Source organism: Burkholderia sp. MSh2, assembly GCF_000731655.1.
GTDB classification, from domain to species: domain Bacteria; phylum Pseudomonadota; class Gammaproteobacteria; order Burkholderiales; family Burkholderiaceae; genus Burkholderia; species Burkholderia paludis.
This window is the reverse complement of sequence record NZ_JPGM01000076.1, coordinates 1-24,023: the sequence shown is the minus strand read 5'-3', so window position 1 is coordinate 24,023 and position 24,023 is coordinate 1. Positions and strand designations below refer to the sequence as shown.

Annotated in this window: 18 protein-coding genes; 11 read left to right on the top strand and 7 right to left on the bottom strand. The window is 68.0% G+C overall.

Annotated elements, in window-relative coordinates:
- Positions 1-7: 7 nt before the first annotated feature.
- Positions 8-1,651 carry a 3-(methylthio)propionyl-CoA ligase gene (locus tag GQ57_RS33050; protein WP_031399270.1) on the bottom strand — a complete coding sequence of 548 codons (1,644 nt, stop codon included), beginning with the start codon at positions 1,649-1,651 and terminating at the stop codon, positions 8-10.
- Positions 1,652-1,803: 152 nt separating this feature from the next.
- On the opposite strand from GQ57_RS33050, the gene GQ57_RS33045 reads away from it, so the two are divergent.
- The 5 genes from GQ57_RS33045 to GQ57_RS33025 all read left to right on the top strand — a co-directional run bounded on the left by GQ57_RS33045 (position 1,804) and on the right by GQ57_RS33025 (position 5,617).
- Positions 1,804-3,372, top strand: coding sequence for a protein adenylyltransferase SelO (locus GQ57_RS33045; protein ID WP_031399271.1), 1,569 nt, complete (start codon positions 1,804-1,806; stop codon positions 3,370-3,372).
- 42 nt (positions 3,373-3,414) lie between these two features.
- Positions 3,415-3,846, top strand: coding sequence for a peptide-methionine (R)-S-oxide reductase MsrB (gene msrB, locus GQ57_RS33040; protein ID WP_031399272.1), 432 nt, complete (start codon positions 3,415-3,417; stop codon positions 3,844-3,846).
- A gap of 129 nt (positions 3,847-3,975) precedes the next feature.
- Positions 3,976-4,506: a septation protein A gene (locus GQ57_RS33035; RefSeq protein WP_011352350.1), complete on the top strand. Its 531-nt coding sequence runs from the start codon at positions 3,976-3,978 to the stop codon at positions 4,504-4,506.
- Position 4,507: 1 nt separating this feature from the next.
- On the top strand, positions 4,508-4,816 hold the full coding sequence (locus GQ57_RS33030) for a BolA family protein (protein WP_031399273.1): 309 nt from the start codon (positions 4,508-4,510) through the stop codon (positions 4,814-4,816).
- A gap of 18 nt (positions 4,817-4,834) precedes the next feature.
- Entirely contained in the window at positions 4,835-5,617 is a 783-nt protein-coding gene (locus GQ57_RS33025) for a peptidylprolyl isomerase (RefSeq protein WP_031399274.1), read from the top strand.
- Positions 5,618-5,784: 167 nt separating this feature from the next.
- On the opposite strand, the gene GQ57_RS33020 is transcribed toward GQ57_RS33025, so the two are convergent.
- Both GQ57_RS33020 and purL read right to left on the bottom strand, forming a co-directional pair.
- Positions 5,785-6,330, bottom strand: coding sequence for a GNAT family N-acetyltransferase (locus tag GQ57_RS33020; protein ID WP_031399275.1), 546 nt, complete (start codon positions 6,328-6,330; stop codon positions 5,785-5,787).
- 5 nt (positions 6,331-6,335) lie between these two features.
- Positions 6,336-10,400 (bottom strand): phosphoribosylformylglycinamidine synthase, encoded by a 4,065-nt coding sequence (purL, locus tag GQ57_RS33015; protein WP_031399276.1) that lies wholly within the window; start codon positions 10,398-10,400, stop codon positions 6,336-6,338.
- Positions 10,401-10,730: 330 nt separating this feature from the next.
- On the opposite strand from purL, the gene GQ57_RS33010 reads away from it, so the two are divergent.
- From GQ57_RS33010 to pgi, 3 genes are all read left to right on the top strand, one after another.
- A complete protein-coding gene (locus GQ57_RS33010) occupies positions 10,731-12,032 on the top strand; it encodes an FAD-dependent oxidoreductase (RefSeq protein WP_034200079.1) in 1,302 nt (433 codons plus the stop codon).
- A 52-nt stretch (positions 12,033-12,084) separates the two neighbouring features.
- A complete protein-coding gene (locus GQ57_RS33005) occupies positions 12,085-13,629 on the top strand; it encodes an NAD(P)H-hydrate dehydratase (RefSeq protein WP_034200078.1) in 1,545 nt (514 codons plus the stop codon).
- Between the two features lie 108 nt (positions 13,630-13,737).
- On the top strand, positions 13,738-15,360 hold the full coding sequence (gene pgi, locus GQ57_RS33000) for a glucose-6-phosphate isomerase (RefSeq protein ID WP_034200077.1): 1,623 nt from the start codon (positions 13,738-13,740) through the stop codon (positions 15,358-15,360).
- A 60-nt stretch (positions 15,361-15,420) separates the two neighbouring features.
- Here pgi and GQ57_RS32995 read toward each other — a convergent pair whose 3' ends face one another.
- Entirely contained in the window at positions 15,421-16,134 is a 714-nt protein-coding gene (locus tag GQ57_RS32995) for an ABC transporter ATP-binding protein (protein WP_031399280.1), read from the bottom strand.
- Here GQ57_RS32995 and GQ57_RS32990 point away from each other — a divergent pair.
- Positions 16,133-16,804, top strand: a complete 672-nt coding sequence (locus GQ57_RS32990; RefSeq protein WP_034200076.1) for an arylesterase — start codon at positions 16,133-16,135, stop codon at positions 16,802-16,804. The two genes, GQ57_RS32995 and GQ57_RS32990, sit on opposite strands and share 2 nt — an antisense overlap.
- A gap of 70 nt (positions 16,805-16,874) precedes the next feature.
- Here GQ57_RS32990 and GQ57_RS32985 read toward each other — a convergent pair whose 3' ends face one another.
- Positions 16,875-18,809, bottom strand: a complete 1,935-nt coding sequence (locus GQ57_RS32985) for a SurA N-terminal domain-containing protein (RefSeq protein ID WP_034200075.1) — start codon at positions 18,807-18,809, stop codon at positions 16,875-16,877.
- A gap of 323 nt (positions 18,810-19,132) precedes the next feature.
- Positions 19,133-20,086, bottom strand: a complete 954-nt coding sequence (locus GQ57_RS32980) for a LysR substrate-binding domain-containing protein (RefSeq protein WP_034200074.1) — start codon at positions 20,084-20,086, stop codon at positions 19,133-19,135.
- 126 nt (positions 20,087-20,212) lie between these two features.
- Between GQ57_RS32980 and GQ57_RS32975 the strand changes: the two genes are divergently transcribed.
- Together GQ57_RS32975 and GQ57_RS32970 are read left to right on the top strand one after the other, a co-directional pair.
- Positions 20,213-21,391 carry a M20 aminoacylase family protein gene (locus tag GQ57_RS32975; protein ID WP_152603423.1) on the top strand — a complete coding sequence of 393 codons (1,179 nt, stop codon included), beginning with the start codon at positions 20,213-20,215 and terminating at the stop codon, positions 21,389-21,391.
- 113 nt (positions 21,392-21,504) lie between these two features.
- Entirely contained in the window at positions 21,505-22,284 is a 780-nt protein-coding gene (locus GQ57_RS32970) for an ABC transporter substrate-binding protein (protein WP_031399285.1), read from the top strand.
- Positions 22,285-22,909: 625 nt separating this feature from the next.
- Here the strand turns inward: GQ57_RS32970 and GQ57_RS32965 are convergent.
- Positions 22,910-23,997, bottom strand: a protein-coding gene (locus tag GQ57_RS32965; RefSeq protein ID WP_152603422.1) for an IS3 family transposase whose coding sequence is annotated in 2 segments (ribosomal slippage) — positions 22,910-23,736 and positions 23,736-23,997 — 1,089 coding nt in all. Because the reading frame shifts where the segments join, the coding sequence is not laid out codon by codon here.
- Positions 23,998-24,023: the final 26 nt, after the last annotated feature.

The window sequence follows — 24,023 nt, the reverse complement described above, 5'->3', positions numbered from 1 at the left end:
GCAACAATTACGGCTCGCAGGCCGCCGTCGGCAGCACGTAATCGCGGAACGTCTCGCGCAGCTTCAGCTTCTGCAGCTTGCCGGTCGCGGTGTGCGGCAGCGACTCGACGAACACGACGTCGTCGGGAATCCACCATTTCGCGACCTTGCCTTCGTAGAACGCGAGCAGCGCGTCGCGGCTCAGGTTCGCGCCTTCGCGGGGCACCACGACGAGCAGCGGGCGCTCGGTCCATTTCGGGTGCGCGCACGCGATGCAGGCCGCCTCGGCCACCCCCGGGTGCGCGATGGCGACGTTCTCGATGTCGATCGAGCTGATCCACTCGCCGCCCGACTTGATCACGTCCTTGCTGCGGTCGGTGATCTGCAGGAAGCCGTCGGGATCGATCGTCGCGACGTCGCCGGTCGGGAACCAGCCATCCGACAGCGGCGACGTATCGCCGCGAAAGTAGCGGTCGATCACCCACGGCCCGCGCACCTGCAGTTCGCCGAACGCGACGCCGTCCCACGGCAGCGCGTGGCCGTCCTCGCCGACGATGCGCATGTCGACGCCGCAGATCACGCGCCCCTGCTTCTCGAGCAGCGCGCGCTGCGCGTCGAGCGGCCGCTGCGACTGCGCCCAGTTGAGCTTCGCGAGCGTGCCGAGCGGCGACAGTTCGGTCATCCCCCACGCATGGATCACGCGCACGCCGTACTCGTCCTCGAACGTGCGCAGCATCGCGGGCGGGCACGCGGAACCGCCGATCACCGTGCGGTTCAGCGTCGAGAAGCGCACGCCGGCTTCGCGCATGTAGTTGAGCAGGCCGAGCCATACCGTCGGCACGCCCGCGGAGTACGTCACGCGCTCGGCCTCCATCAGCTCGTACAGCGATTTTCCGTCGAGATCCTTGCCGGGCAGCACCAGCTTGCCGCCCGTGAGCGGCACCGCGTACGGCAGCCCCCACGCGTTGACGTGAAACATCGGCACGACCGGCAGCACGGCGTCCATCGCGGACAGGTTCATCGCATCGGGCAGCGCGGCGCCGTACGCGTGCAGCACGGTCGAGCGGTTCGAATACAGCACGCCCTTCGGGTTGCCGGTCGTGCCCGACGTGTAGCAGAGCCCCGACGCCTGCTGCTCGTCGAGGCGCGGCCAGTCGTAGCGGCCGTCCTCGGCTTCGACGAGCGTTTCGTAGCAGAGGAACGGCGTCGCGCCGGACGGCAGGTGCGCGGCGTCCGTCATCGCGACCCAGCCCTTCACGTGCGGGCACTGCGGCGCGATCGCATCGACGAGCGGAGCGAAATTGATGTCGAAGAAGACGTAGCGGTCTTCCGCGTGATTGACGATGTACGCGATCTGCTCGGGAAACAGGCGCGGGTTGATCGTGTGGCACACCGCGCCCATGCCGCCGATGCCGTAATACGCCTCCAGGTGCCGGTAGCCGTTCCACGCCAGCGTACCGACGCGATCGCCGGGTTCGACGCCGAGCCGTGCCAGCGCCTGCGCGAGCTGCTTCGCGCGGCGTTCGCAATCGCGGTACGTGTAGCGATGCAGATCGCCCTCGATGCGCTTCGACACGATCTCGGTGTCGCCCGCGTGCCGCGCGGCATGCGCGATCAGCGAGGAGACCAGCAGCGGCACGTCCATCATCTGGCCCAGCAACGGCTTACCCATCGTCTTGTTCTCCGTGAGGATGCGAATCGGTGACCAGCCTGTGCCGCGCGCCCGCCAACGGCCCCGGACGGGCCGCGGCGCACGGCACGCGCGCCGCCATGCGGGCGGCGCGGCGCCGCCTTACAATATCGGCTTACCCAGAGGCGCTCAACATGTCGTTTTCCCGAAGCGCAGCCGATGCGGCTGACACCCTCCCCGACCTCGCCGCCACGCTCGGCGCGCCCGCCGAAGGCGCGTTCGTCGCGCTCGGCGCCGCGTTCCATACACGGCTGCCGGCCGCGCCGCTCGCCGCGCCGTACGTCGTCGGCCATTCCGACGAAGTCGCGCAACTGCTCGGCCTGCCGCCATCGATCGCCGCGCAGCCCGGGTTCGCCGAGCTGTTCGCCGGCAACCCGACGCGCGACTGGCCCGCGAACGCACTGCCGTACGCGTCGGTCTATTCCGGCCATCAGTTCGGCGTGTGGGCCGGCCAGCTCGGCGACGGCCGCGCGCTGACGATCGGCGAACGCACCGGTGCCGACGGGCGCCGCTACGAGCTGCAACTGAAAGGCAGCGGCCGCACGCCGTACTCGCGCATGGGCGACGGCCGCGCGGTGCTGCGCTCGTCGATCCGCGAATTCCTGTGCTCGGAAGCGATGCATCATCTCGGCATCCCGACCACCCGCGCGCTGACGGTGATCGGCTCCGACCAGCCGGTGGTGCGCGAGGAGATCGAGACGTCGGCCGTCGTCACGCGCGTGTCGGAGAGCTTCGTGCGCTTCGGGCACTTCGAACACTTCTTCTCGAACGATCGCCCCGACCTGCTGCGCCAGCTCGCCGACCACGTGATCGACCGCTTCTATCCGGATTGCCGCGATGCGGACGATCCTTACCTCGCGCTGCTCGAGGCCGTGACGTTGCGCACGGCCGACCTCGTCGCGCAATGGCAGGCGGTCGGTTTCTGTCACGGCGTGATGAACACCGACAACATGTCGATCCTCGGCGTGACGATCGACTACGGGCCGTTCGGCTTCGTCGATGCGTTCGACGCGAACCACATCTGCAACCACTCGGACACCAGCGGCCGCTACGCGTACCGGATGCAGCCGCGCATCGCGCACTGGAACTGCTACTGCCTCGCGCAGGCGCTGTTGCCGCTGATCGCGCTGCAGCACGGCATCGCGGACGACGACGCGCGCGCCGAGCGGGCCGTGGAGGATGCGCAGGCCGTGCTCGCGACGTTCCCGGAACGGTTCGGCCCCGCGCTCGAACGCGCGATGCGCGCGAAGCTCGGCCTCGCGCTCGAACGCGAGAACGACGCCGAACTCGCGAACAAGCTGCTCGAGACGATGCACGCGAGCCACGCGGATTTCACGCTGACGTTCCGCCGGCTCGCGCAGATCTCGAAGCACGACGCGAGCCGCGACGCGCCGGTGCGCGACCTGTTCATCGACCGCGACGCATTCGATGCGTGGGCGAACCTCTACCGCGCGCGGCTGTCCGAGGAAACACGCGACGACGCGGCACGCGCGGCCGCGATGAACCGCGCGAACCCGAAATACGTGCTTCGCAACCATCTGGCCGAAGTGGCGATCCGGCGCGCGAAGGAGAAGGATTTTTCGGAAGTCGAGCGGCTCGCGCAGATCCTGCGCCGGCCGTTCGACGAACAGCCCGAGCATGAAGCGTACGCGGCGTTGCCGCCCGACTGGGCCGGGTCGCTCGAAGTGAGCTGCTCGTCCTGAACCCAACCCGCGCGTATCGACCGACCGATCAGGAGAACCCCCATGTCCCACGATTCCGACGACAAGACCTTCCCGTACCGGAAGGACGACGCCGAGCTGCGCCGCCGGCTCACGCCGATGCAGTACGAGGTCACGCAGCACGCGGCGACCGAGCGCGCCTTTACCGGCGAGTACACCGACACCGAGGACGCCGGCATCTACAAATGCGTCGTCTGCAGCACGCCGCTGTTCGAATCCGGCGCCAAGTTCCACTCGGGCTGCGGCTGGCCCAGCTACTTCAAGCCGCTCAACGGCGAAGTGATCGACGAAAAGGTCGACTACTCGCACGGGATGGTGCGCGTGGAGGTTCGCTGCAACCATTGCGGCGCGCATCTCGGCCACGTGTTCGAGGACGGCCCGCGCGACCAGACCGGTTTGCGCTACTGCATCAATTCGGCTGCGTTAAACTTCGAGTCCCGACCCGAAAACGAATGAGCGGCGCCGGGCGGATCTGCCGGGCGGCCAGCCTCGGGCCGGCCGCCCCGATCCGCGACGGCGATGCCTGGCGGGTCCCTACAACGGTGAAAGGCCGCGCAAGCGGCCTTTCACGCAGCTGCGAGCGCCATGAAATTCCTGTTCGATCTGTTTCCGATCATCCTGTTTTTTGCCGCCTTCAAGGTCTGGGGCATCTTCACCGCCACGGCTGTCGCGATCGTCGCGACGCTGGCCCAGGTCGCGTGGGTGGCCTTCCGGCACCGGAAGGTCGACACGATGCTGTGGGTCAGCCTCGGCGTGATCGTCGTCTTCGGCGGCGCCACCCTCGTCCTGCATGACGAGAAATTCATTCAATGGAAACCGACTGTGCTGTACTGGCTGTTTGCGATCGGGCTGCTCGCCGCGCGCTATGCGTTCGGCAACAACCTGATCGAGAAGATGATGGGCAAGCAGCTCACGCTGCCGCACCCCGTGTGGGACAAGCTGAACGTCGCATGGGCGCTGTTCTTCGCGGTGCTCGGCGTCGCGAACCTGTACGTGGTGCACAACTTTACCGAATCGCAGTGGGTGAACTTCAAGCTGTTCGGCACGACGGGCGCAATGGTCGTGTTCATCATCCTGCAGAGCCTGTGGCTCACGAAGTACCTGAAGGACGAGTGACATGACGGACGCCTTTCTCCACGCCTCGCCCGACGAGCGCATCGCCCTGATCGAAGCGCGCCTCACCGCGTCGCTCGCCCCGCTGTCGCTCGCCGTGCGCGACGACAGCGCGCAGCACGCGGGCCACGCCGGCGCGTCCTCCGGCGGCCATTACACGGTCACGATCGTGTCGGCCGCCTTCGCGGGCAAGCCGCGCGTCGCGCGGCACCGGCTGGTGTATGATGCGCTCGCCGATGCGATGCAGCGCGGCATTCACGCGCTTGCGATCGTGGCTTACACGCCCGAAGAATTCAACGAATCTTCAATCTAGTCTCATTAGGAATTCCCGATGATCCTGAAATCCCCCCGCCTGTGGGTTGCGGCGGCCGCATTCGCGGCGGCACCGGCATTTGCCCAGAACATCGCCGTCGTCAACGGCACGCCGATTCCGAAATCGCGCGCCGACGCGATGGTCGCGCAGCTCGTCCAGCAAGGACAGACCGACGGCCCGCAACTGCAGCAGGCCGTGCGCCAGGAACTCGTGAACCGCGAAATCCTGATGCAGGAAGCGATCCGCGAAGGCATCCCGAACCGTCCGGACGTGAAGGCGCAGGTGGCAGTCGCGCAGCAGACCGTCGTGCTGCGTTCGATGATCGAGAACTTCCTGAAGAAGAACCAGCCGACCGACGCCGAGGTGAAGGCGCGTTACGACGAGCTCGTCAAGGGCGTCGGCGGCAACCGCGAATATCACCTGCACCACATCCTCGTCGACAACGAGCAGCAGGCGAAGGACCTGATCGCGAAGATCAAGGCCGGCGCGAAGTTCGAGGATCTCGCGAAGCAATACTCGAAGGATCCGGGTTCGGGCAAGAACGGCGGCGATCTCGACTGGTCGGACCCGAAGGCGTACGTGCCGGAATTCGCGGCGGCCGCGCAGAAGCTGCAGAAAGGCCAGATGACCGATGCCCCGGTGAAGACGCAGTTCGGCTGGCACATCATCCGCGTCGACGACATCCGCGACATCGCACCGCCGCCGCTCGAGCAGGTGAAGGCGCAGATCGCGCAGCAACTCGTGCAGCAGAAGCTGCAGGCGTTCGAGGAAGGCCTGCGCCAGCAGGCGAAGATCCAGTAACGCCCGCGCACGCCGTACGCGCAGATCGAAAGGCCGCTCCTCGGAGCGGCTTTTTGTTTTGGCGCGCGGCGTGCGTGCGGCCGCCTTGGCCGCCGTGCAATAAAAAAGCCGCTCCGAAGAGCGGCCATCGTCACACCGGCCGGCAACCGGCCGCCCCGCCGCGTTCGCTAAGCGGGATAGAACACGTCGTGATAGCGAACGGCACCCGACGGCCGCGGAGCGACTGCGTCGAACGACTGCGCGAGGAAATACTCGGGCGGCACGTCCGGAAACACGATGTCGCCGGACGGCTCGAACCCGAACCGCGCGTAGTACGCGGGATCGCCGAGCACGACGCAGCCGCGCGCGCCCAGCCGGCGCAACGCGTCGAGCGCCGTGCGCACCAGCCCCGCGCCGACGCTCTGCCGCTGGCATTCGGGCAGCACCGCGAGCGGCGCCAGCCCGTACCAGCCCTGGTTGCCGGACGGTTCGCCGCCGATCGACACCGGCGAGCACGCGACGTGACCGATGATGCGGCCGTCGCGCTCCGCGACGAGCGAGACGCTCAACGCACCGTCCGCGCGCAGCGCGTCGACGATCCGCCGCTCGAACTCGCCGCCCTGCGGCTCGCCCGCGAACGCGGCGACGATCACGCGGCCGATCGCATCGACGTCGCGCTTGCGCTCGTCGCGCAACGTGACGACCTCGACGGGTGCGTTCGGATCGACCATCATCCGTGTCAGCCGATCCAGCGGCGCGCGTTGCGGAACACGCGCATCCACGGGCTCGCCTCACCCCAGCCTTCCGGGTGCCAGCTCATCGCGACCGTACGGTGCACGCGCTCCATGTGCGGCATCAGCACCGAGAAGCGGCCGTCGGCCGTCGTGACCGACGTGATGCCGGCCGGCGACCCGTTCGGATTGAACGGATAGCGCTCGGTCGCTTCGCCGCGATGGTCGACGAAACGCATCGAAACCGCGACGCGATCGATGTCGCCCTGCTGCGAGAAGTCCGCATAGCCTTCGCCGTGCGCGACCGCGACCGGAATCCGCGAGCCTTCCATCCCCGCGAAGAAGATCGACGGCGATTGCTGCACCTCGACGAACGAGAAACGCGCCTCGAACTGCTCGGACTTGTTGCGCGTGAACTTCGGCCATGCTTCGGCGCCCGGGATCATCGATGCGAGGCTCGACAGCATCTGGCAGCCATTGCAGATGCCGAGCGCGAACGTGTCGGGACGCGCGAAGAATGCCGAGAACATGTCGGCGAGGTTCGCGTTGAAGCGGATCGTCTTCGCCCAGCCTTCGCCCGCGCCCAGAACGTCACCGTACGAGAAGCCGCCGCATGCGACCGCGCCCGCGAAATCGGCGAGCGTCGCACGGCCGGCGAGCAGGTCGCTCATGTGCACGTCGTGCGCATCGAAGCCCGCGCGGTCGAACGCGTAAGCCGTCTCGAGATGCGAGTTCACGCCCTGCTCGCGCAGGATCGCGACGCGCGGACGCGCGCCCGTCGCGATGAACGGCGCGGCGACGTCGTCGGCCGGATCGAAACCCAGCACCGGCGAAATGCCCGGATCGGCCGCGTCGAGCAGCGCGTCGTATTCGGCATCCGCGCACGCGGGGTTGTCCCGCAGGCGCGCGATGCGCCAGCTCACTTCGCTCCATGCGCGATGCAGTTCGACGCGCGGTGCGTCGAAGACCTTCTTCGCATCGCGGTACACCTCGATCACGTCGCGATCGTTCACCGACCCGATCACGTGCGAGCACGTCGACAGGCCAAACTCGCGCAATACGCCGAGCACTGCGTCGCGGTCGGCCGAACGCACCTGCACGACGGCGCCGAGTTCCTCGGAGAACAGCGCGCGCAGCGTGCGGTCGTCGCGGCGGCCGCTCGTCTGCTTGGCCCAGTCCTTCGCGTCGCCGTAGTCGGATTCGTGATTCGGGTCGAGCGTCAGCATGTCGACGTTCAGCGACACGCCCGTGTGGCCCGCGAACGCCATTTCGCACACCGTCGCCCACAGGCCGCCGTCCGAGCGGTCGTGGTACGCCAGCAGCTTGTCCTGCGCATTGAGCGACTGGATCGCGTCGAAGAAACGCTTCAGGTCTTGCGCGTCGTCGACGTCCGGCGTGGCGTCGCCGACCTGCTGCGTGACCTGCGCGAAGATGCTGCCGCCCATCCGGTTCTTGCCGCGGCCGAGATCGATCGCGATCAGCACGCTGTCGCCGGCATCGGCGGCGCGGCGCAGTTGCGGCGTCAGGTGACGGCGCACATCCTCGACCGGCGCGAACGCGGAAATGATCAGCGACACCGGCGACACGACTTCCTTCGCGACGCCCTGCTCGTCCCACTTCGTCTTCATCGACAGCGAATCCTTGCCGACCGGGATGCCGATCCCGAGCGCCGGGCACAGCTCCATGCCGATCGCCCTGACCGTGTCGAACAGCGCGGCGTCCTCGCCGGCGGTGCCGCATGCGGCCATCCAGTTGGCCGACAGCTTCAGCTTGTCGAGCGACGCGATCGGCGCGCTCGCGATGTTCGTGATCGCCTCGCCGACCGCCATGCGGCCCGATGCCGGCGCGTCGATCACCGCGAGCGGCGTGCGCTCGGCCATCGTCATCGCCTCGCCCTTGAAGCCCTTGTAGTCGAGCGCGGTGACCGCGCAGTCGGCCACCGGCACCTGCCACGGGCCCACCATCTGGTCGCGCACCGACGTGCCGCCGACCGAACGGTCGCCGATCGTGATCAGGAACGACTTGCTGCCGACCGTCGGGTGCTTCAGCACGTCGACCGCGACTTCCGACAGCGCGATGCCCGTCACGTCGACCGGCGCGCGCTCGGTCGCCACGCGCGCGACGTCGCGATGCATGCGCGGCGGCTTGCCGAGCAGCACTTCCATCGGCATGTCGACCGGGTATTCGTCGGCGCCGGTCGCCTCGTCGTCGACGAGTTTCAACTGGCGTTCGTCGGTCGCGACACCGACCACCGCGAACGGGCAACGCTCACGTACGCAGATCGCCTCGAAGCGCGGCAGGTCGGCCGGCGCGATCGCCAGCACGTAGCGCTCCTGCGCTTCGTTCGACCAGATTTCGCGCGGCGACAGGCCCGATTCCTCGAGCGCGACCTTGCGCAGCTCGAAGCGTGCGCCCTTGCCGGCGCCGTCGACGATTTCGGGGAACGCGTTCGACAGGCCGCCCGCGCCGACGTCGTGGATGCTCAGGATCGGGTTGTCCGCGCCGAGCTGCCAGCAGCCGTTGATCACTTCCTGCGCGCGCCGCTCGATTTCGGGGTTGCCGCGCTGCACCGAGTCGAAGTCGAGTTCGGCCGTGTTCGCGCCGGTCGCCATCGAGCTCGCGGCGCCGCCGCCCATGCCGATCCGCATGCCGGGGCCGCCGATCTGGATCAGCAGCGAGCCTGCCGGCACGTCGTGCTTGTGCGTATGTTGATCGGCGATGTTGCCGAGGCCGCCCGCGATCATGATCGGCTTGTGATAGCCGCGCACCTGGCCGTCGACGTTCTGCTCGTACACACGGAAGTAGCCGCCGAGGTTCGGGCGGCCGAATTCGTTGTTGAACGCGGCGCCGCCGAGCGGGCCGTCGATCATGATCTGCAGCGGCGACGCGATGCGGTCCGGACGGCCGTACGGGCCGTGTGCGTCGTTCGGGTTGCGCTCACCGACCGGCTGGGCCGCATCGCGTGCGTTTTCCCACGACTGGCGTGCGTCGGGCAGATCGAGGTTCGACACGGTGAAGCCCGTGAGGCCGGCCTTCGGGCGCGCACCGCGGCCCGTCGCGCCTTCGTCGCGGATCTCGCCGCCCGCGCCGGTCGCCGCGCCCGGGAACGGCGAGATCGCCGTCGGGTGGTTGTGCGTCTCGACCTTCATCAGCGTGTGCGTGAGCTCGGTGTGGCGGCCGTAGCGCTCGCCCGGCTCGCCGGTCGCGCCCGCGTTGCGCGGGAACCAGCGCTCGGCTTCGGCGCCGACCATGATCGACGAGTTGTCCGAATACGCGACGATCGTGCCCTGCGGGCTCAGCTTCTCGGTGTTGCGGATCATCGCGAACAGCGACATGTCCTGCGCCTCGCCGTCGATCGTCCATTGCGCGTTGAAGATCTTGTGGCGGCAGTGCTCGCTGTTCGCCTGCGCGAACATCATCAGTTCCACGTCGGTCGGGTTGCGTTCGAGCTTGCGGAACGCGTCGACCAGGTAGTCGATCTCGTCGTCGGCGAGCGCCAGGCCCAGCTCGACGTTCGCGCGTTCGAGCGCGCCGCGGCCCACGCCCAGCACGTCGACGCTCGTCAGCGGCTTGGCCGGCAGTTCGTCGAACAGGTGCTTCGCGTCGTCGCGCGCCGCGACCACGCTTTCGGTCATCCGGTCATGCAGCGCGGCCGCGACGGCTGCGCGCGCGTCGTCGGACAGCGCCTTCTTGCCGCCGAGCAAGCCCGACTTCAGCGTGACCGTGAACTCGACGCCGCGCTCGATGCGGCGCACGCGCGTGAGGCCGCAGTGCTGCGCGATGTCGGTCGCCTTGCTCGCCCACGGCGAAACCGTGCCGAAGCGCGGCAGTACGACGAAGGTCTCGGCCGCGCCCTTCTCGGCCGCCGGCACGAACGGCGCGCCGTAGTGCATCAGCGCGTCGATGCGCGCGCTGTCGTCGGCCGTCAGCGGCTCGGCAGCATTGACGAAGTGCAGGAACTGGCCGCGCACCGCGACGATGTTGCCGTCGATTTGCCTGAGCGTGTCGAGCAGACGGGTTTGACGGAAATCGGAGAGGGCCGAAGCGCCGGGAAAACACGAGAAGTGAGCCATGGGCTGGACTGACGTCGATGAGTCGCGCGAGGTGGCGACGTGGGGCGAAAGGAAGGCCGTAATTATACCCGGAAGTCGGTCGCCCAAGACCGGCCGATCGGCGGCCCGCATGCACCGCAACGGTGCCGCGCCGCGCGCCGCGCCCGGCGGGCCGCCGGGCCGGCCCGCGCAGGCGCGGCGGCCGGGGCGCGCGGCGCGATGGCCCGGCGCGTGCTCGCGCGGCGCCGGTTCCCGCGATTTTGGCGCTATCATTCCGGGTTCACCGGGCCGGGGCCCTCAGCGAATTCTCACCGGACGGCGCATGCGCGCCGCCCGTCATCGAAGCAATCCATGGATGTCATCGTCATCGGCGGCGGAATCAGCGGCGTCGCCACCGCCTACCAGTTGCGCGCGGCCGGCCACCACGTGTGCGTGGTCGAGCGCCACGCGACCGTCGCGCAGGGTTCGACCTACGGCGACGGCGGCGCGCTGCTGCCGAGCCCGCTCGACGTCTGGTTCGGCCCGACCTTCATGCGCCAGCGCCAGCCGCGCGACAGCGGCATCATCTACAAGCCGGGCTTCAACGGCGGTGTGCGCCGCTTCGTCAAGCAACTCGGCGCGCTGCGCGAACCCGACGCGTTCGCCGCCCAGTACGCGCGGCTGCGCCCGCTGATCGACGCATCGCGCGACGCACTCGCCGACATCGAGGCGCGCCTCAAGCTCGAATTCGAGCAGAAAGCCGGCATCCTGCACGTCGTGCGCAACCCGCGCGACTGGGAAGCGCTGCAGCCCGCGCTCGACCTGCTGCGCACGCTCGACCAGCCGTACCGCCCGCTCACCGCCGACGAATGCGCGGCGCTCGAGCCGTCGGTGCCCGCCGAACCCGGCTTCGCCGGCGGCGTGCTGCTCGAGACCGAACGCACCGGGAACTGCCCGCTGTTCACGAAACTGGTCAAGCAGACCCTCGACGAGCATGGCGTGCAGTTCCGCTTCGGCGCCAACGTCGCCGCGATCCGTGTCGACACCGGCCGCGCCGCGGTAGAGCTCGTGCCACCGGGCCACCGCAACGCGTCGAACGCGCGCGCGGTCGACGTGATTTCCGCCGACGCGATCGTGGTCGCCGCGGGCGTCGGCAGCCTGCCGCTGCTCGAACGGCTGGGCTGGCGCCCGCCGCTGCATCCGGTGCGGGTCCATACGCTCACCGCGCCGATCGCCTACGAAGAATACGCGCCGCACATGAACGTCGTCGATTCGATCAAGCGAATCTCGATCACGCGCACCCATCAGCGGCTACGCGTCGGCGGAGGCGCCGTGCTGCAGAGCCGGCAAGACACCGCGAAACCGCTCGCCGAGCCGCTGTCCGAGGCCGCGCTCGCGCTGCTCGGTCAGGCCGTCCACGACTGGGCGCCCGGTGCCGCGAGGATCTCGGCCGCCCTGTCCTGGCAAGGCACGCAGCTGCTGTCCCCGGACGGCCTGCCGGTCGTGGGTCCGACCCCGCATCCGCGTGTGTTCGTCAACTTCGGGCATGGCCCGGCCGGCTGGGGGCTCGCGTGCGGGTCTGCTAAAGTGGTGACCGACTACCTCGGCGGCGACGTGCAGCACTGGCCCGCCGATACGCTCGCCGCGCTGCGCGTCGGGCGCTTCACGACCTGAGCGCCGCGGGCTCGTCCCCGGCAGCCGCCCTGCCAGCCGCCACGACCCCGCGATGACCACGACCCGCCCGCTTCCCGATTCCGATCCGATCGCGCTGCTGCGCGTCGCCGACCTGCGTGCGGCCGAAGCCGACGCCGCCGCGGCGCTGCCGCCGCACACGCTGATGGGGCGCGCAGGCGCGGCCGCCGCGCGCTGGCTGTCCGAGCGCGCCGCCGGCGACGACCGCCCCGTGTGGTTCGCGGTCGGCCCCGGCAACAACGGCGGCGACGCGCTGGTTGCCGCCGCGCATCTTCAGCAGCTCGGCGTCGCGACCCAGGCCTGGATGCCCGCGCCGGTGAAACCCGACGATGCGCAATGGGCGCTCGGCCTCGCACGCGCGGCCGGCGTGCCGTTGTCGGTCACGCCGCCCGCATCGCTGGACGGTTATGCGTGGGTCGTCGACGGGCTGTTCGGCATCGGCCTCGGCCGCGCGCTCGACGGCGCCTTCGCCGTGCAGGCCGCCCGCATCGCCGCGCATGCGCGCAGCGGCGGCCGCGTGCTCGCGCTCGACGTCCCGAGCGGGCTCGACGGCGACACGGGGCAGATCGTCGGCGCGGGCGCCGCCGTCGCCGCCACCCACACGCTCACCTTCATCGGCGCGAAGCCGGGCCTTTACACCGGCGAAGGCCGCGATCTCGCCGGCGAGATCGAGGTCGCCTCACTCGACGTCGCGCCGCCCGCCGCGCCGGCCATCGTGCTGAATGCACCCGCGCGGTTCGCCGCGGCGCTGCCCGCACGCGCCTTCGCGTCCCACAAGGGCACGTACGGCAGCCTCGCGGTGCTCGGCGGCGACACGGGCATGTGCGGCGCGCCGATCCTCGCCGCGCGCGCGGCGCTGTTCACGGGCGCCGGCAAGGTGCACGTCGGCTTCCTCGGCGCCGGCGCACCGCCTTACGATCCGCCGTTCCCCGAACTGATGCTGCATCCGGCCGACAGCCTTGCACTCGACGCGATGACCGCGATCGCGGCCGGCTGCGGGCTCGGCACGCGCGAAGCCGCGGCGACCCTCGTACGCGACGTGCTTGCGCACGACGCCGCGACGCTGCTCGATGCCGATGCGCTGAACCTCGTGGCGACCCATGCCGATCTCGCGGCCGCCGTCGCCGCGCGCGGTGCGCGCGGCAATCCCTGTGTACTGACGCCGCATCCGCTCGAAGCCGCTCGGCTGCTCGGCAGCGATACCGCAACGGTCCAGCGCGACCGCATCGCGGCCGCGCAGGCGCTCGCCGCGCGCCATGCGGCCATCGTCGTGCTGAAAGGCTCGGGCACGGTGATCGCGGCGCCCGACGGCCGCGTGACGATCAACCCGACCGGCAACGCGGCGCTTGCCACGGGCGGCACCGGCGACGTACTCGGCGGCCTGATCGGCGCATGGCTCGCGCAACGCGTCGCCCCCTACGAGGCGGCGCTTGCGGGCGTCTACCTGCATGGCCTCGCGGCCGACACGCTGACCGCGCAGGGCACCGGCCCGGCCGGGCTCACGGCCGGCGAACTCGCGCCGGCGGTGCGCGCGCTGATCAACCGCCTTTTTTACCCGTCGCCGCGCGCCGACACATAACGCCGCTATACTGACTGCCCCGCCGCACGGCGGCCCCCTTGTCCGCCGGCCTTCCGATTCCGCCGGGCCGGCGCGGCATTTCCCGATTCACGCCTCACTCGAACCGCCATGACGCTGAATTCGTTCCCCGCCTGGACTGCCCTTCAATCCCACTTCGGGCAGATCCGCCACGCCCGGCTGCGCGACTGGTTCGCGCCGGAAAACGACCGTGCGCCGACCCGCGCCGAGCGCTTCACGCTCGCGGGCGGCGGTCTCGCGGCCGACTTCTCGAAGAACCGCATCAACGACGACACGCTGCGCCTGCTCGTGCAGCTCGCGCGCGATGCGGGCGTCGAAGCGCGCCGCGACGCGATGTTCGCGGGCGAGATCGTCAACCCGACCGAAGGCCGTGCCGCGCTGCACACCGCGCTGCGCGCGACCGACCCGCACGCGCCGTTCCACGCACAGATCAGCGCCGAGCGCGCGAAGATGGCGACCTTCGCACGCGCCGTGCGCGGCGGCACGTGGACGGGCTACACCGGCAAGCGCATCCGCCACGTGATCAACATCGGCATCGGCGGTTCCGATCTCGGGCCGAAGATGGTCGTGCACGCGCTGCACCACGTCGCGACGCCGGAGATCTCCACCCACTTCGTATCGAACGTCGACGGCGCCGATCTCGCGCGCGTGCTCGAGCAGGTCGACCCGGAGGAAACGCTCGCGATCATCGTGTCGAAGACCTTCACGACGCTCGAGACGATGACCAACGCACGCTCGCTGCGCGACTGGTTCATCGCGCGCGGCTGCCCCGAGGACGCGCTCGCGAAGCACTTCGTCGGCGTTTCGGCGAACCCGGCCGAAGTCGTGAAATTCGGCATCGCCGCGGACAACGTGTTCGAAATGTGGGACTGGGTCGGCGGCCGCTATTCGCTGTGGTCGGCGGTCGGCCTGTCGATCATGATCGCGATCGGCCCCGAGCAGTTCGACGAGCTGCTGGCCGGCGCGAACGACATGGACCGCCATTTCCGCGAAGCGCCGCTCGAGCGCAACCTGCCGGTGCTGCTCGGCCTGATCGGTATCTGGTACCGGAACTTCTTCGGTTCGCAGAGCTATCTCGTCGCGCCGTATTCGGAAGCGCTGCACTACCTGCCGTCGTACCTGCAGCAGCTCGAGATGGAAAGCAACGGCAAATCCGCGCGCCTGGACGGCACCTTCGTCGACTACCCCACCTCGGCGGTCACGTGGGGCGAGCCGGGCACCAACGGCCAGCATGCGTTCTTCCAGATGCTGCACCAGGGGCCGACGATCGTGCCGATCGACTTCATCGCGGTGCTGACGCCCGAGCACCCGCTCGCGAGCCATCATCCGAAGCTGCTCGCGAACTGCTTCGCGCAGAGCGAGGCGCTGATGCTCGGCCGCACGCTCGAGGAAGCGCGCGAGGTTGCCGGGCCCGGCAAGGAGGCGCTCGCGCCGCACCTGACGTTCCCCGGCAACCGCCCGACCACGACGCTGCTCGTCGACGCGCTGACGCCGCGCACGCTCGGCGCGCTGATCGCGCTTTACGAGCACAAGGTGCTCGTGCAGGCGACGATCTGGGACATCAACCCGTTCGACCAGTGGGGCGTGGAACTCGGCAAGATCCTCGGCAAGGTCGTCGAAGCCGATCTGACGGCCGGGTCGCTCGATCCCGCGAAGCACGACTCGTCGACCACCGCGCTGATCGAGCGCGCACGCTCGGCGCTCAAGCGCTGACGCGACGGCGTCGCGTGCTTGCCGGCCGCACGGCAGGAACCGCGCGGCCGGCGAAAAGATTCACGCGCCGCGCTGCTCGGCGTGCGGCTCGACGATACGCCCGGCGTCGAGCGTCACGGTCGTCGCGCAGCGACGCGCGAGTTCGGCATCATGCGTGACGAGCACGAGTGTTGCGCCGTGCGTGCGGTTCAGTTCGAACATCAGGTCGATGACGGCATGCCCCGTCGCCGCGTCGAGGCTGCCGGTCGGTTCGTCGGCGAACAGGACCGCCGGACGCGTGACGAACGCGCGCGCGAGCGCGACACGCTGCTGTTCGCCGCCCGACAACAGCTTCGGATAGTGCGCGGTGCGCTCGCCGAGACCGACCTGCACGAGCAGCGCCCGTGCGCGCTCGGCGGCATCGCGCGCGCCGATGCCGCCCTGCAGCTCGAGCGGCAGCATCACGTTCTCGAGCGCGGTCAGGTGCGGCATCAACTGGAACGACTGGAACACGAATCCCACTGCGCCGTTGCGCAGCGCGGCGCGCGCATCCTCGTCGAGCTGGTCGAGCGCGCGGCCGAGCAGGCGAACCGTGCCGCTCGTCGCGCTGTCCAACCCCGCAAGCAGGCCGAGCAGCGTCGATTTGCCCGACCCCGATGCGCCGACGATCGCCAGGCTGCTGCCCGGCCGCACGGCGAGCGAGATGCCGTCGAGGATCGTCAGCTCGCCCGTCGCATCGGCGACCCGCTTGCACACGTCATGGACTTCGATGATCGGATCGGTAATCTTGAACATGGACACGACATTTCGCTGGAAAAGACGCGCGGCACTCGCCGCGCTGCTGGGCACCCTGCTGGCCGCCACCGCGCCGTCACACGCCGCGACGCCGGCGGCGACCTCGGGCCAGCCCGTGATCGTCGTACTCGGCGACAGCCTGTCGGCCGAATACGGGCTGCCGCGCGACACCGGCTGGGTGGCGCTGCTGCGGCAACGGCTCACGACCGAGCGAATCGATTATAGCGTCGCGAACGCAAGCGTCAGCGGCGACACCACGAGCGGCGGCCGCGCGCGGCTGCCCGCGGTGCTGCAACGGCTCAAGCCGTCGATCGTCGTCGTCGAGCTCGGCTCGAACGATGCGCTGCGCGGCGTGCCGCTCGCGACCACCGAGCAGAACCTGCGCGACATCATCGCCGGCGCACGGCAGGCGCAGGCCAGGGTCGTGCTGGTCGGCATGTACGTGCCGCCCAATTACGGCCCCGACTACACGCAGAAGTTCCATGCCGTCTACGCGCGGCTGTCGAAGGACCTTGCCGTGCCACTCGTGCCGTTCCTGCTGGCCGGCATCGAGAACAGGCCCGAGATGTTCCAGGCCGACCAGATGCATCCCGCGCAACAGGCACAGGGCATCCTGCTCGACAACGTCTGGCCGGCGCTGAAGCCGCTGCTCGGCAAGCCGCGCGGCTGAGCGCACCGCGCCGCCCAAAAACAAAAAGCCCCGCGCGAAGCGGGGCTTTTCGTTGCGTGCGAAACGCGGCTCAGTTGTCGCCGTCCTGCGACTGGCTGGCCGTCGAACCGTACAGCTTCACCTTCGAGCGATCGCGCAGCGCGGCAAGGTACGCCTCACCTTCGCTCTGCGCATCGACCTGCGCCATCTGCTGCTGCGCGGCCGCCAGTTGCTGCGGATCGACCGCCGAGCCCGGGATCACTGCGTTCACGCGGTAGATCGCATAGCCGTCCGCGCCGAGATCGACGCCGACATAGGCCGGCAGCGTCTTCGCATCGACCTTGTACACGGCGCTCAGCGCAGCCGGCGTCAGGCCCTGCGACTGCGTGCGGGATACCTTCTGCGCGGCGGCAAACCCGTCGGCCGACTTCGACTTCTGCAGCTCGGCGAGCTTCGCGACACCGTCCTTCTTCGCGAGCACAGCGGCCTGCTCGGCGACGACCTTCTGGCGCACGGCATCCTTGATCGCGTCGAGCGCGGGCACGGCTGCCGGCTTGTAGTCGGTCACGCGCGCCGAGATCAGCGTGTTGTTGCCGACGTCGATCGCCTGCGTGTTGTTCTGGCCCTTCACCGCGTCGTTCGCGAACACCGCGGCCAGGAACTTCGGATAGTTCAGCGGGCTCGTCGGCGGCAACTGCGGATTCGGCGTCGGCGTGACGGTGGCCGTCTGGATCGTCAGCTTGTACTTGTCCGCGGCCGGCTGCAGCGTCTTCGCCTTTTCATAGACGGTCGACGTGAAGCCTTCCGCGTTGTCCGAGAACGCCTTCGCCGCGTACTGCTGCTTCAGGTCGGCTGCGATCTGGTCCTTCACGTCCGCGAACGGCTTGACGGCCGCCGGCTTCACTTCGGTCGCCTTCAGGATATGGAAGCCGAGATCCGACTGCACGACACCGCTCACGTCGCCCTGCTTGAGCGCGAACGCGGCGTCGTCGAACGCCTTGCCGCCCGCGGTCGAGCCACGCGCGATGAAGCCGAGGTCGCCGCCCTTCGCGGCCGACGGCGCGTCCTGCGAGTTCTTCTGCGCGATCTGCGCGAACTGGTCCGGATGCGCCTTCACGTCGGCCAGCAGCTGATCGGCCTTGGCCTTCGCCGCAGCCTTGTCGGCCGCGCTGGCGCTGCCGGGCGCGGCGATGAAGATGTGGCTCACGCGAACCTGCGCTTCGGTGCGGAAGTGCGTCGGATTGTCGTCGTAGAACTTCTTGATGTCCGCATCGGTCGGCTGCGCACCGGCGGCCGCCGCGGCCGGCGAATAGACGAGGTACTGGATCGTTGCCGTCTCGGGCGTCGCGAAGCTCTGCTTGTGCGCGTCATAGTATGCGGCGAGCTGCGCGTCGGTCGGCTGGACCTTCGCAGCGAAATCGCTCGTCTTCAGCACGAGCGCCTGCACTTCGCGCTGCTGCGCGGCGAGTTCGGACAGGCGTTGCGCGAGGCTCTTAGGCGTGAACGCGCTCGACACGATGCTGGCCGGAATCTGCTGCAGCGCGAGGCTGTAGCGCACGCGCTCCTGGTACTGCTCGGGCGTCATCCCCTGGAACGACAGCAACTGGGCGTAGCGCTCGACGTCGATCGAACCGTCGGGCTTCTTCAGCGACGCGATCATCGGGTCGCTCATCAGCGCTTCGCGCACGGCATTGTCGGAGGCGGTCAGGTGCAGGCGCTGGGTCTCGTCGGCCAGCACGCGTTGCTGGATCAGGCCGTCGAGCACCTGCTTGCGGTGTTCGGGCGTGTCGAGCATCTTGATGTCGAACTGCCCGCCGAGCGCCTGACGCGCCTGGTCGATCTGCTGACGGAAGGCGCCGTCGAATTCGACCCGCGTGATCTTGTGCCCGTTGACTGCCGCGACGTTCGCGCTGTCGTCGAAGAAGCCGCGGAAGCCTTGAATCCCGACGAAACCCAACCCCGGCAACACGATCAGGAGCAGGAGAGCCATCATCAGGCGCTGGTGGTTACGAAAGAAATCGAGCATGCGTGACGGGTAATTTGGACAAAACGCCTGATATTACAACAGCAGGCCCCCAAAAAGCGAAACGGACTGCCCCGCCGCCCGGCGACCGGCGCCGCGCGGCGGCCCGGCAACGGGTTCGCGCACGACGGGATGGGACGCCAAAGAACGTGCCCGCGCGAGGCGGTCGCGGCCCCGAGGTCCGCCGGAGCCACGGCGATACCGGCACGGCGCACGCCTCGCATCCTCCACGCCACCGACCGCCGTCGCGCCCTGAAATCCTTTGGCATCAAGGGCGTAGCCGGGAATCCGGGGCGCGCCGGCGTCGCCCGCCGCCCGCCGCCCGCTCAGAAAAGCAATTCGATATGCTCGAAGAGCCTTCGGTTCTCGAGCGCCGCGGAACGGCTGCGCTTGCGGATGGCCTGGGACAGACAGTCGACGAAACACTGGCTTGCCGTGCTGCGCATGGCGTTATGCAGACCGATGATCGCGACCTGGTTGGCCTCGAAGCGCTCGCCCAGTTCGAGCGGCTGCGCCCAGCCATGCATCGTATCGGTGAGCAGCAACGGCCTGGGGCAATGGCTGAGCATGTCGTTGTGGCGAACCAGCTGCAGCAGCAACGAATTCGAATGCGCGCAATACAGGCGGGAGCGGTCAATCGCGGCGCCGTGCTGCCAGAAGATGCTGTGCATCATGCCGTCGTAGCTGCTCGCCGTATAGTTCACGGCCCAGTCGTGATCGAGCAGGTCGTGAATCGAGCGCCGGTCCGCCAGCGGATGCCCGCGTCGGGCGACCACGCACGATTCGTACGAGAACAGCCGTTCGTGATCGAACTCCCGACTCGACACCACCGACGTGAGCGGCACGACCGACAGATCCAGCGTGCCCTCCCGGAGCCGCGGCAACGCGACGGCCGTCAGGCCCTCGAACATCTCGAGCTGCACCCGCGGCATCTGCGCGCGAAACAGCCTGACCGCCTCGCTCATGAACGTCAGCATGACCAGCGGCGTCACCGCGACCGTCAGCTTGCCGGACTGGTCGCCCCGCAGCCGGGCCAGCTCGTCGTCCGCCCGGTCGAGCTGCCCGACGATCAGCCGTGCGTGGCGCAGCAGCGCATGCCCGGCGTCGGTGAAGCTCACGCCGCTCGAGCTGCGCGAGAGCAGCGTGAGCTTCTGCTCGTTCTCGAGCTCCCGCAACGCCTTGGTCGCCGCCGCCTGGGACACCCCGAGCAGCCTGGAGGCCGCCCGGATGCTGCCTGCGTCGGCAACCGCCACCAACGCCTGGATCTGGTGAATTTTCATACGACGTCCGCGCAAATCACGGTGATAACTATTGGTTGTCTATATAACCATATTGCGGCTTCCGGCGGAAAAGCGCGCTGCCTATGATGGGCGCCGTCTCGACCCTCCAACGCATCCGGAAACGCCATGCCTACCCCGATCGACGAATTCGTGCCGCAAGGCATGCGCGACATCGAACACGAGATGATCGCCTTGCGCAGGCTGATTCACTCGCGTCCCGAATTGAGTTTCGAGGAATTCGATACGAGCCGGCTGGTCGCGGAATGCCTGACGCGCTGGGGATACGAAGTGCACGAAGGCATCGGCGGCACCGGGGTGGTCGGCATGCTGCGCAACGGCGCAGGCCGCACGATCGGCCTGCGCGCCGACATGGATGCGCTGCCGATCGTGGAGGCCACCGGGTTGCCCTATGCGAGCACCAACGTCGGCGTCATGCATGCATGCGGTCACGACGGCCATACGGCGATGCTGCTCGCCGCCGCGCAATACCTCGCGCGGAACCGCGGCTTCGCCGGCACCGTTTGCATGATTTTCCAGCCGGCCGAGGAAAGCGGCGGCGGCGCGCTACGGATGCTGGAAGACGGATTGCTCGACCGATTCCCGTGCGACGCGATATTCGCGATGCACAACATGCCCGGGCTGCCGGCCGGTCGCTTCGGCTTCCGGAGCGGCGCGTTCATGGCGTCGGCCGATACGGTCAGGATCAGAATCGTCGGCTACGGCGGGCACGGCGCCGTTCCGCACAAGACGATCGATCCGGTCGTCGCGGCCGCGTCACTGGTCATGGCCCTGCAAACGGTCGTCGCCCGAAACGTCGATCCGCTCGCAACCGCCATCGTGACGGTCGGGTCGATTCATGCCGGTAGCGCACCGAACATCGTTCCCGACACTGCCGCCATCGAGCTATCGGTGCGCGCCCTCGACCCGGGCATACGCGACTTGCTGCAAGCGCGCATCACGGCACTGGCCCATGCTCATGCGGAGGGTTACGGCGCACGGGCGGAAGTCGATTACGCGCGCGGCTACCCGGTGCTCGTCAACCATCCCGAGCCTACCCGCCTGGCGGAATCGGTCGCACGCAACTGGCTCGACGCGGACGGCCTCGTCGGCGACATGAATCCGATCACGAACAGCGAGGATTTCGCGTACGTGCTCGAACGCTGCCCCGGATGTTACCTGCTGATCGGCAACGGTGAAGGCAAGGGAGGATGCATGGTGCACAACCCGGGCTACGACTTCAACGACGACATCCTGACGATCGGTGCAAGTTACTGGGTTCGCCTCGTCGAGCGCTTCCTCGGCTAACCCCGGACACGAACGACGCAGGCAGACGCCGTCGCCTGCTTGCGGTTGTGCCAAGCGTCGACGGCAAGCTATCCGGGAAACACAGGCCGATGCGCCCCCGGTATGGAGACACCATGAAATCCCTGATATTTCGCAGCCTGCTGGCGCTCTGCGCCATTCCGCTCATGGCGTCGGCCGCCGATCCTCAAACATTGCGCTTCGGCATCGACCCGACGTATCCGCCGTTCGAATCGAAGCGCCCGGACGGGTCGTTCGTCGGCTTCGACGTCGATCTCGGCAACGCGATTTGCGCGAACCTGCATGTGCGCTGCATCTGGGTCGAGCAGAGTTTCGATGCCATGATTCCTGCGCTGAAGGCGCGCAAGTTCGACGCGATCCTGTCGGCGATGACGGCCACGCCCGCGCGCCGTCAACAGATCGATTTCTCGGATCGCCTGTATTCCGGGGCGCCACGATTGATCGCCCGCGCGGGCTCCCGCCTGCAACCGACGGCGGAATCCCTGAAAGGCCGCCGGATCGGCGTACAGCAAGGCTCGGTGCAGGAAAGCTATGCGATGGCCGAATGGGCGTCGAAAGGCGTCCAGGTGATTGCTTACCCGGGCACCGACCAGCTCTACCAGGACCTCGCGACCGGCCGCCTCGACGCCTCGTTCCAGACGGCGATCCAGGCGGACATCGGCTTCCTGCGCACGCCGCGCGGCAAGGCATTTGCGTTCGCCGGCGCGGAGATCGACGACAGGCGAGCATCGGGAGACGGCGTCGCGATCGGCATCCGCAAGGACGACAAGGCGCTGGCCGACAGGATCAACCGGGCGATCGCCGCAATTCGCAAGAACGGCGAGTACGACACGCTCGCACGCAAGTACTTCTCGTTCGACATCTACGGCAACTGAGGCGGCGCCCGCCCCTCGGGGCGACGGAAGGAAGGTATCGAAGCGCGGCATCCATCACGGCATGCGGCGGACGGCTCGACAAATGCGCCATGCATTCGCGCGCCGTGTTCGGACGACAGATCAGCGGGTATGCCGTGCAGGCATGTGCCTAACGCGCGACGAACCTGACGCCAGTCTCGCCTGCGTCCCGCAGGCAGCGGCTACGGCTGCGCATGCAGGTGCTCAGCCCGTCGGCAGCTTGCTCCACACCGCAGCCTCGCTGCCCATCAGCGTGCGCAACCGGAAACGCAAATGAAAAAGCCCGCACAAGGCGGGCTTCTTCATTTTCTGGCGGAGCGGACGTAATACTGGCGGAGAGAGAGTCCCACATTGTGAAATCCACCAACCTCCACCGAGTTCCAAAAGTCCTTTGGCATCAAGGATGTAGCAAGGAATCCGGGTAGCGCTGATTCCATAAACATCCTGTCAGAGCCACGGGAAGCTCGGAACCATTTGCTGGTCATTTGACCAGTTAGGAGATTGGTATGCGAACACTCAATCGGCTCACCGTGCTTCAAGTATCGCGAGCCAAGCACCCCGGTGTCTAGGTAATCCCCCCGTTTTCCACGGGGTTCAAAAGTAGAAACTAAGCGGCCATTGCCAACCGCTGCTTTGGGGTAAATCCGCCCAGGGCCATGTTCGGGCGGTCGTGATTGTAAGTCCACATCCAATCGGTCGCGAAGCGCTGCACGTGGTCCAAGTCTTCCCAGTGGTACTGCGACAGCCATTCGTACCGCACGGTCCGGTTGAATCGTTCGACATACGCATTTTGCTGCGGCTTGCCCGGCTGGATGTAGTCGAGCCTGATGCCATACTGTCGGGCCCATTCGATGATCGCTGCGCTCAGGTACTCGGGCCCGTTATCGCACCGAATCGCCTTGGGTCTGCCGCGCCATCCGATGATCTGCCGCAACGCACGGATCACGCGTTCCGATGGCAATGAGAAGTCGATCTCGATACCGAGTGCCTCTCGGTTAAAGTCGTCGATCACATTGAACAGCCGGATACTGCGTCCGTCGGACAGTTGGTCGTGCATGAAGTCCATCGACCAGACCTGGTTGACGGCGCACGGCACCGCCAGCGGCTGCGGTACCTGCCTGACCAGCCGCTTGCGCGGCTTGATCCGCAGGTTCAGTTCCAGTTCGCGATAGATCCGGTACACGCGCTTGTGATTCCAGCAGAAGCCCTTCACGTTGCGCAGGTACAGGAAGCACAACCCGAAGCCCCAGTTCCGATGGTTGTCCGTCAGGCGCAGCAGCCAGTTTGCAATCTCGTCGTTCTCGGCGCTGCGCCGACTGACGTACCGATAACAGGCCTGGCTGATCCCAAATGCCTCACATGCCAGCCGGATCGAAATGCCCCGGCTGGACACCGCATGCATGGCCATCTCACGCCGGCAAGATGGCCTCAGTCTTTTTTTGCGAGCGCCTCCGCCACGATCTCGGCCTTGATCTTCTCCTCGACGTACATCTTGCGCAACCGAGCATTCTCGGCCTCCAACTCCTTCATCCGCGCGATCAGTGAGACGTCCATGCCACCGTACTTCGAGCGCCATTTGTAGAACGTCGCCGTGCTGATGCCCAGTTCCCGGCACAGGTCCGGCACCGACAGCCCCGATTCCACGCGCTTGAGCGCGTCCATGATCTGGCTGTCCGTGAATCTCGATTTCTTCATGCTGTAGAACTCCCTCAACGAGAAAA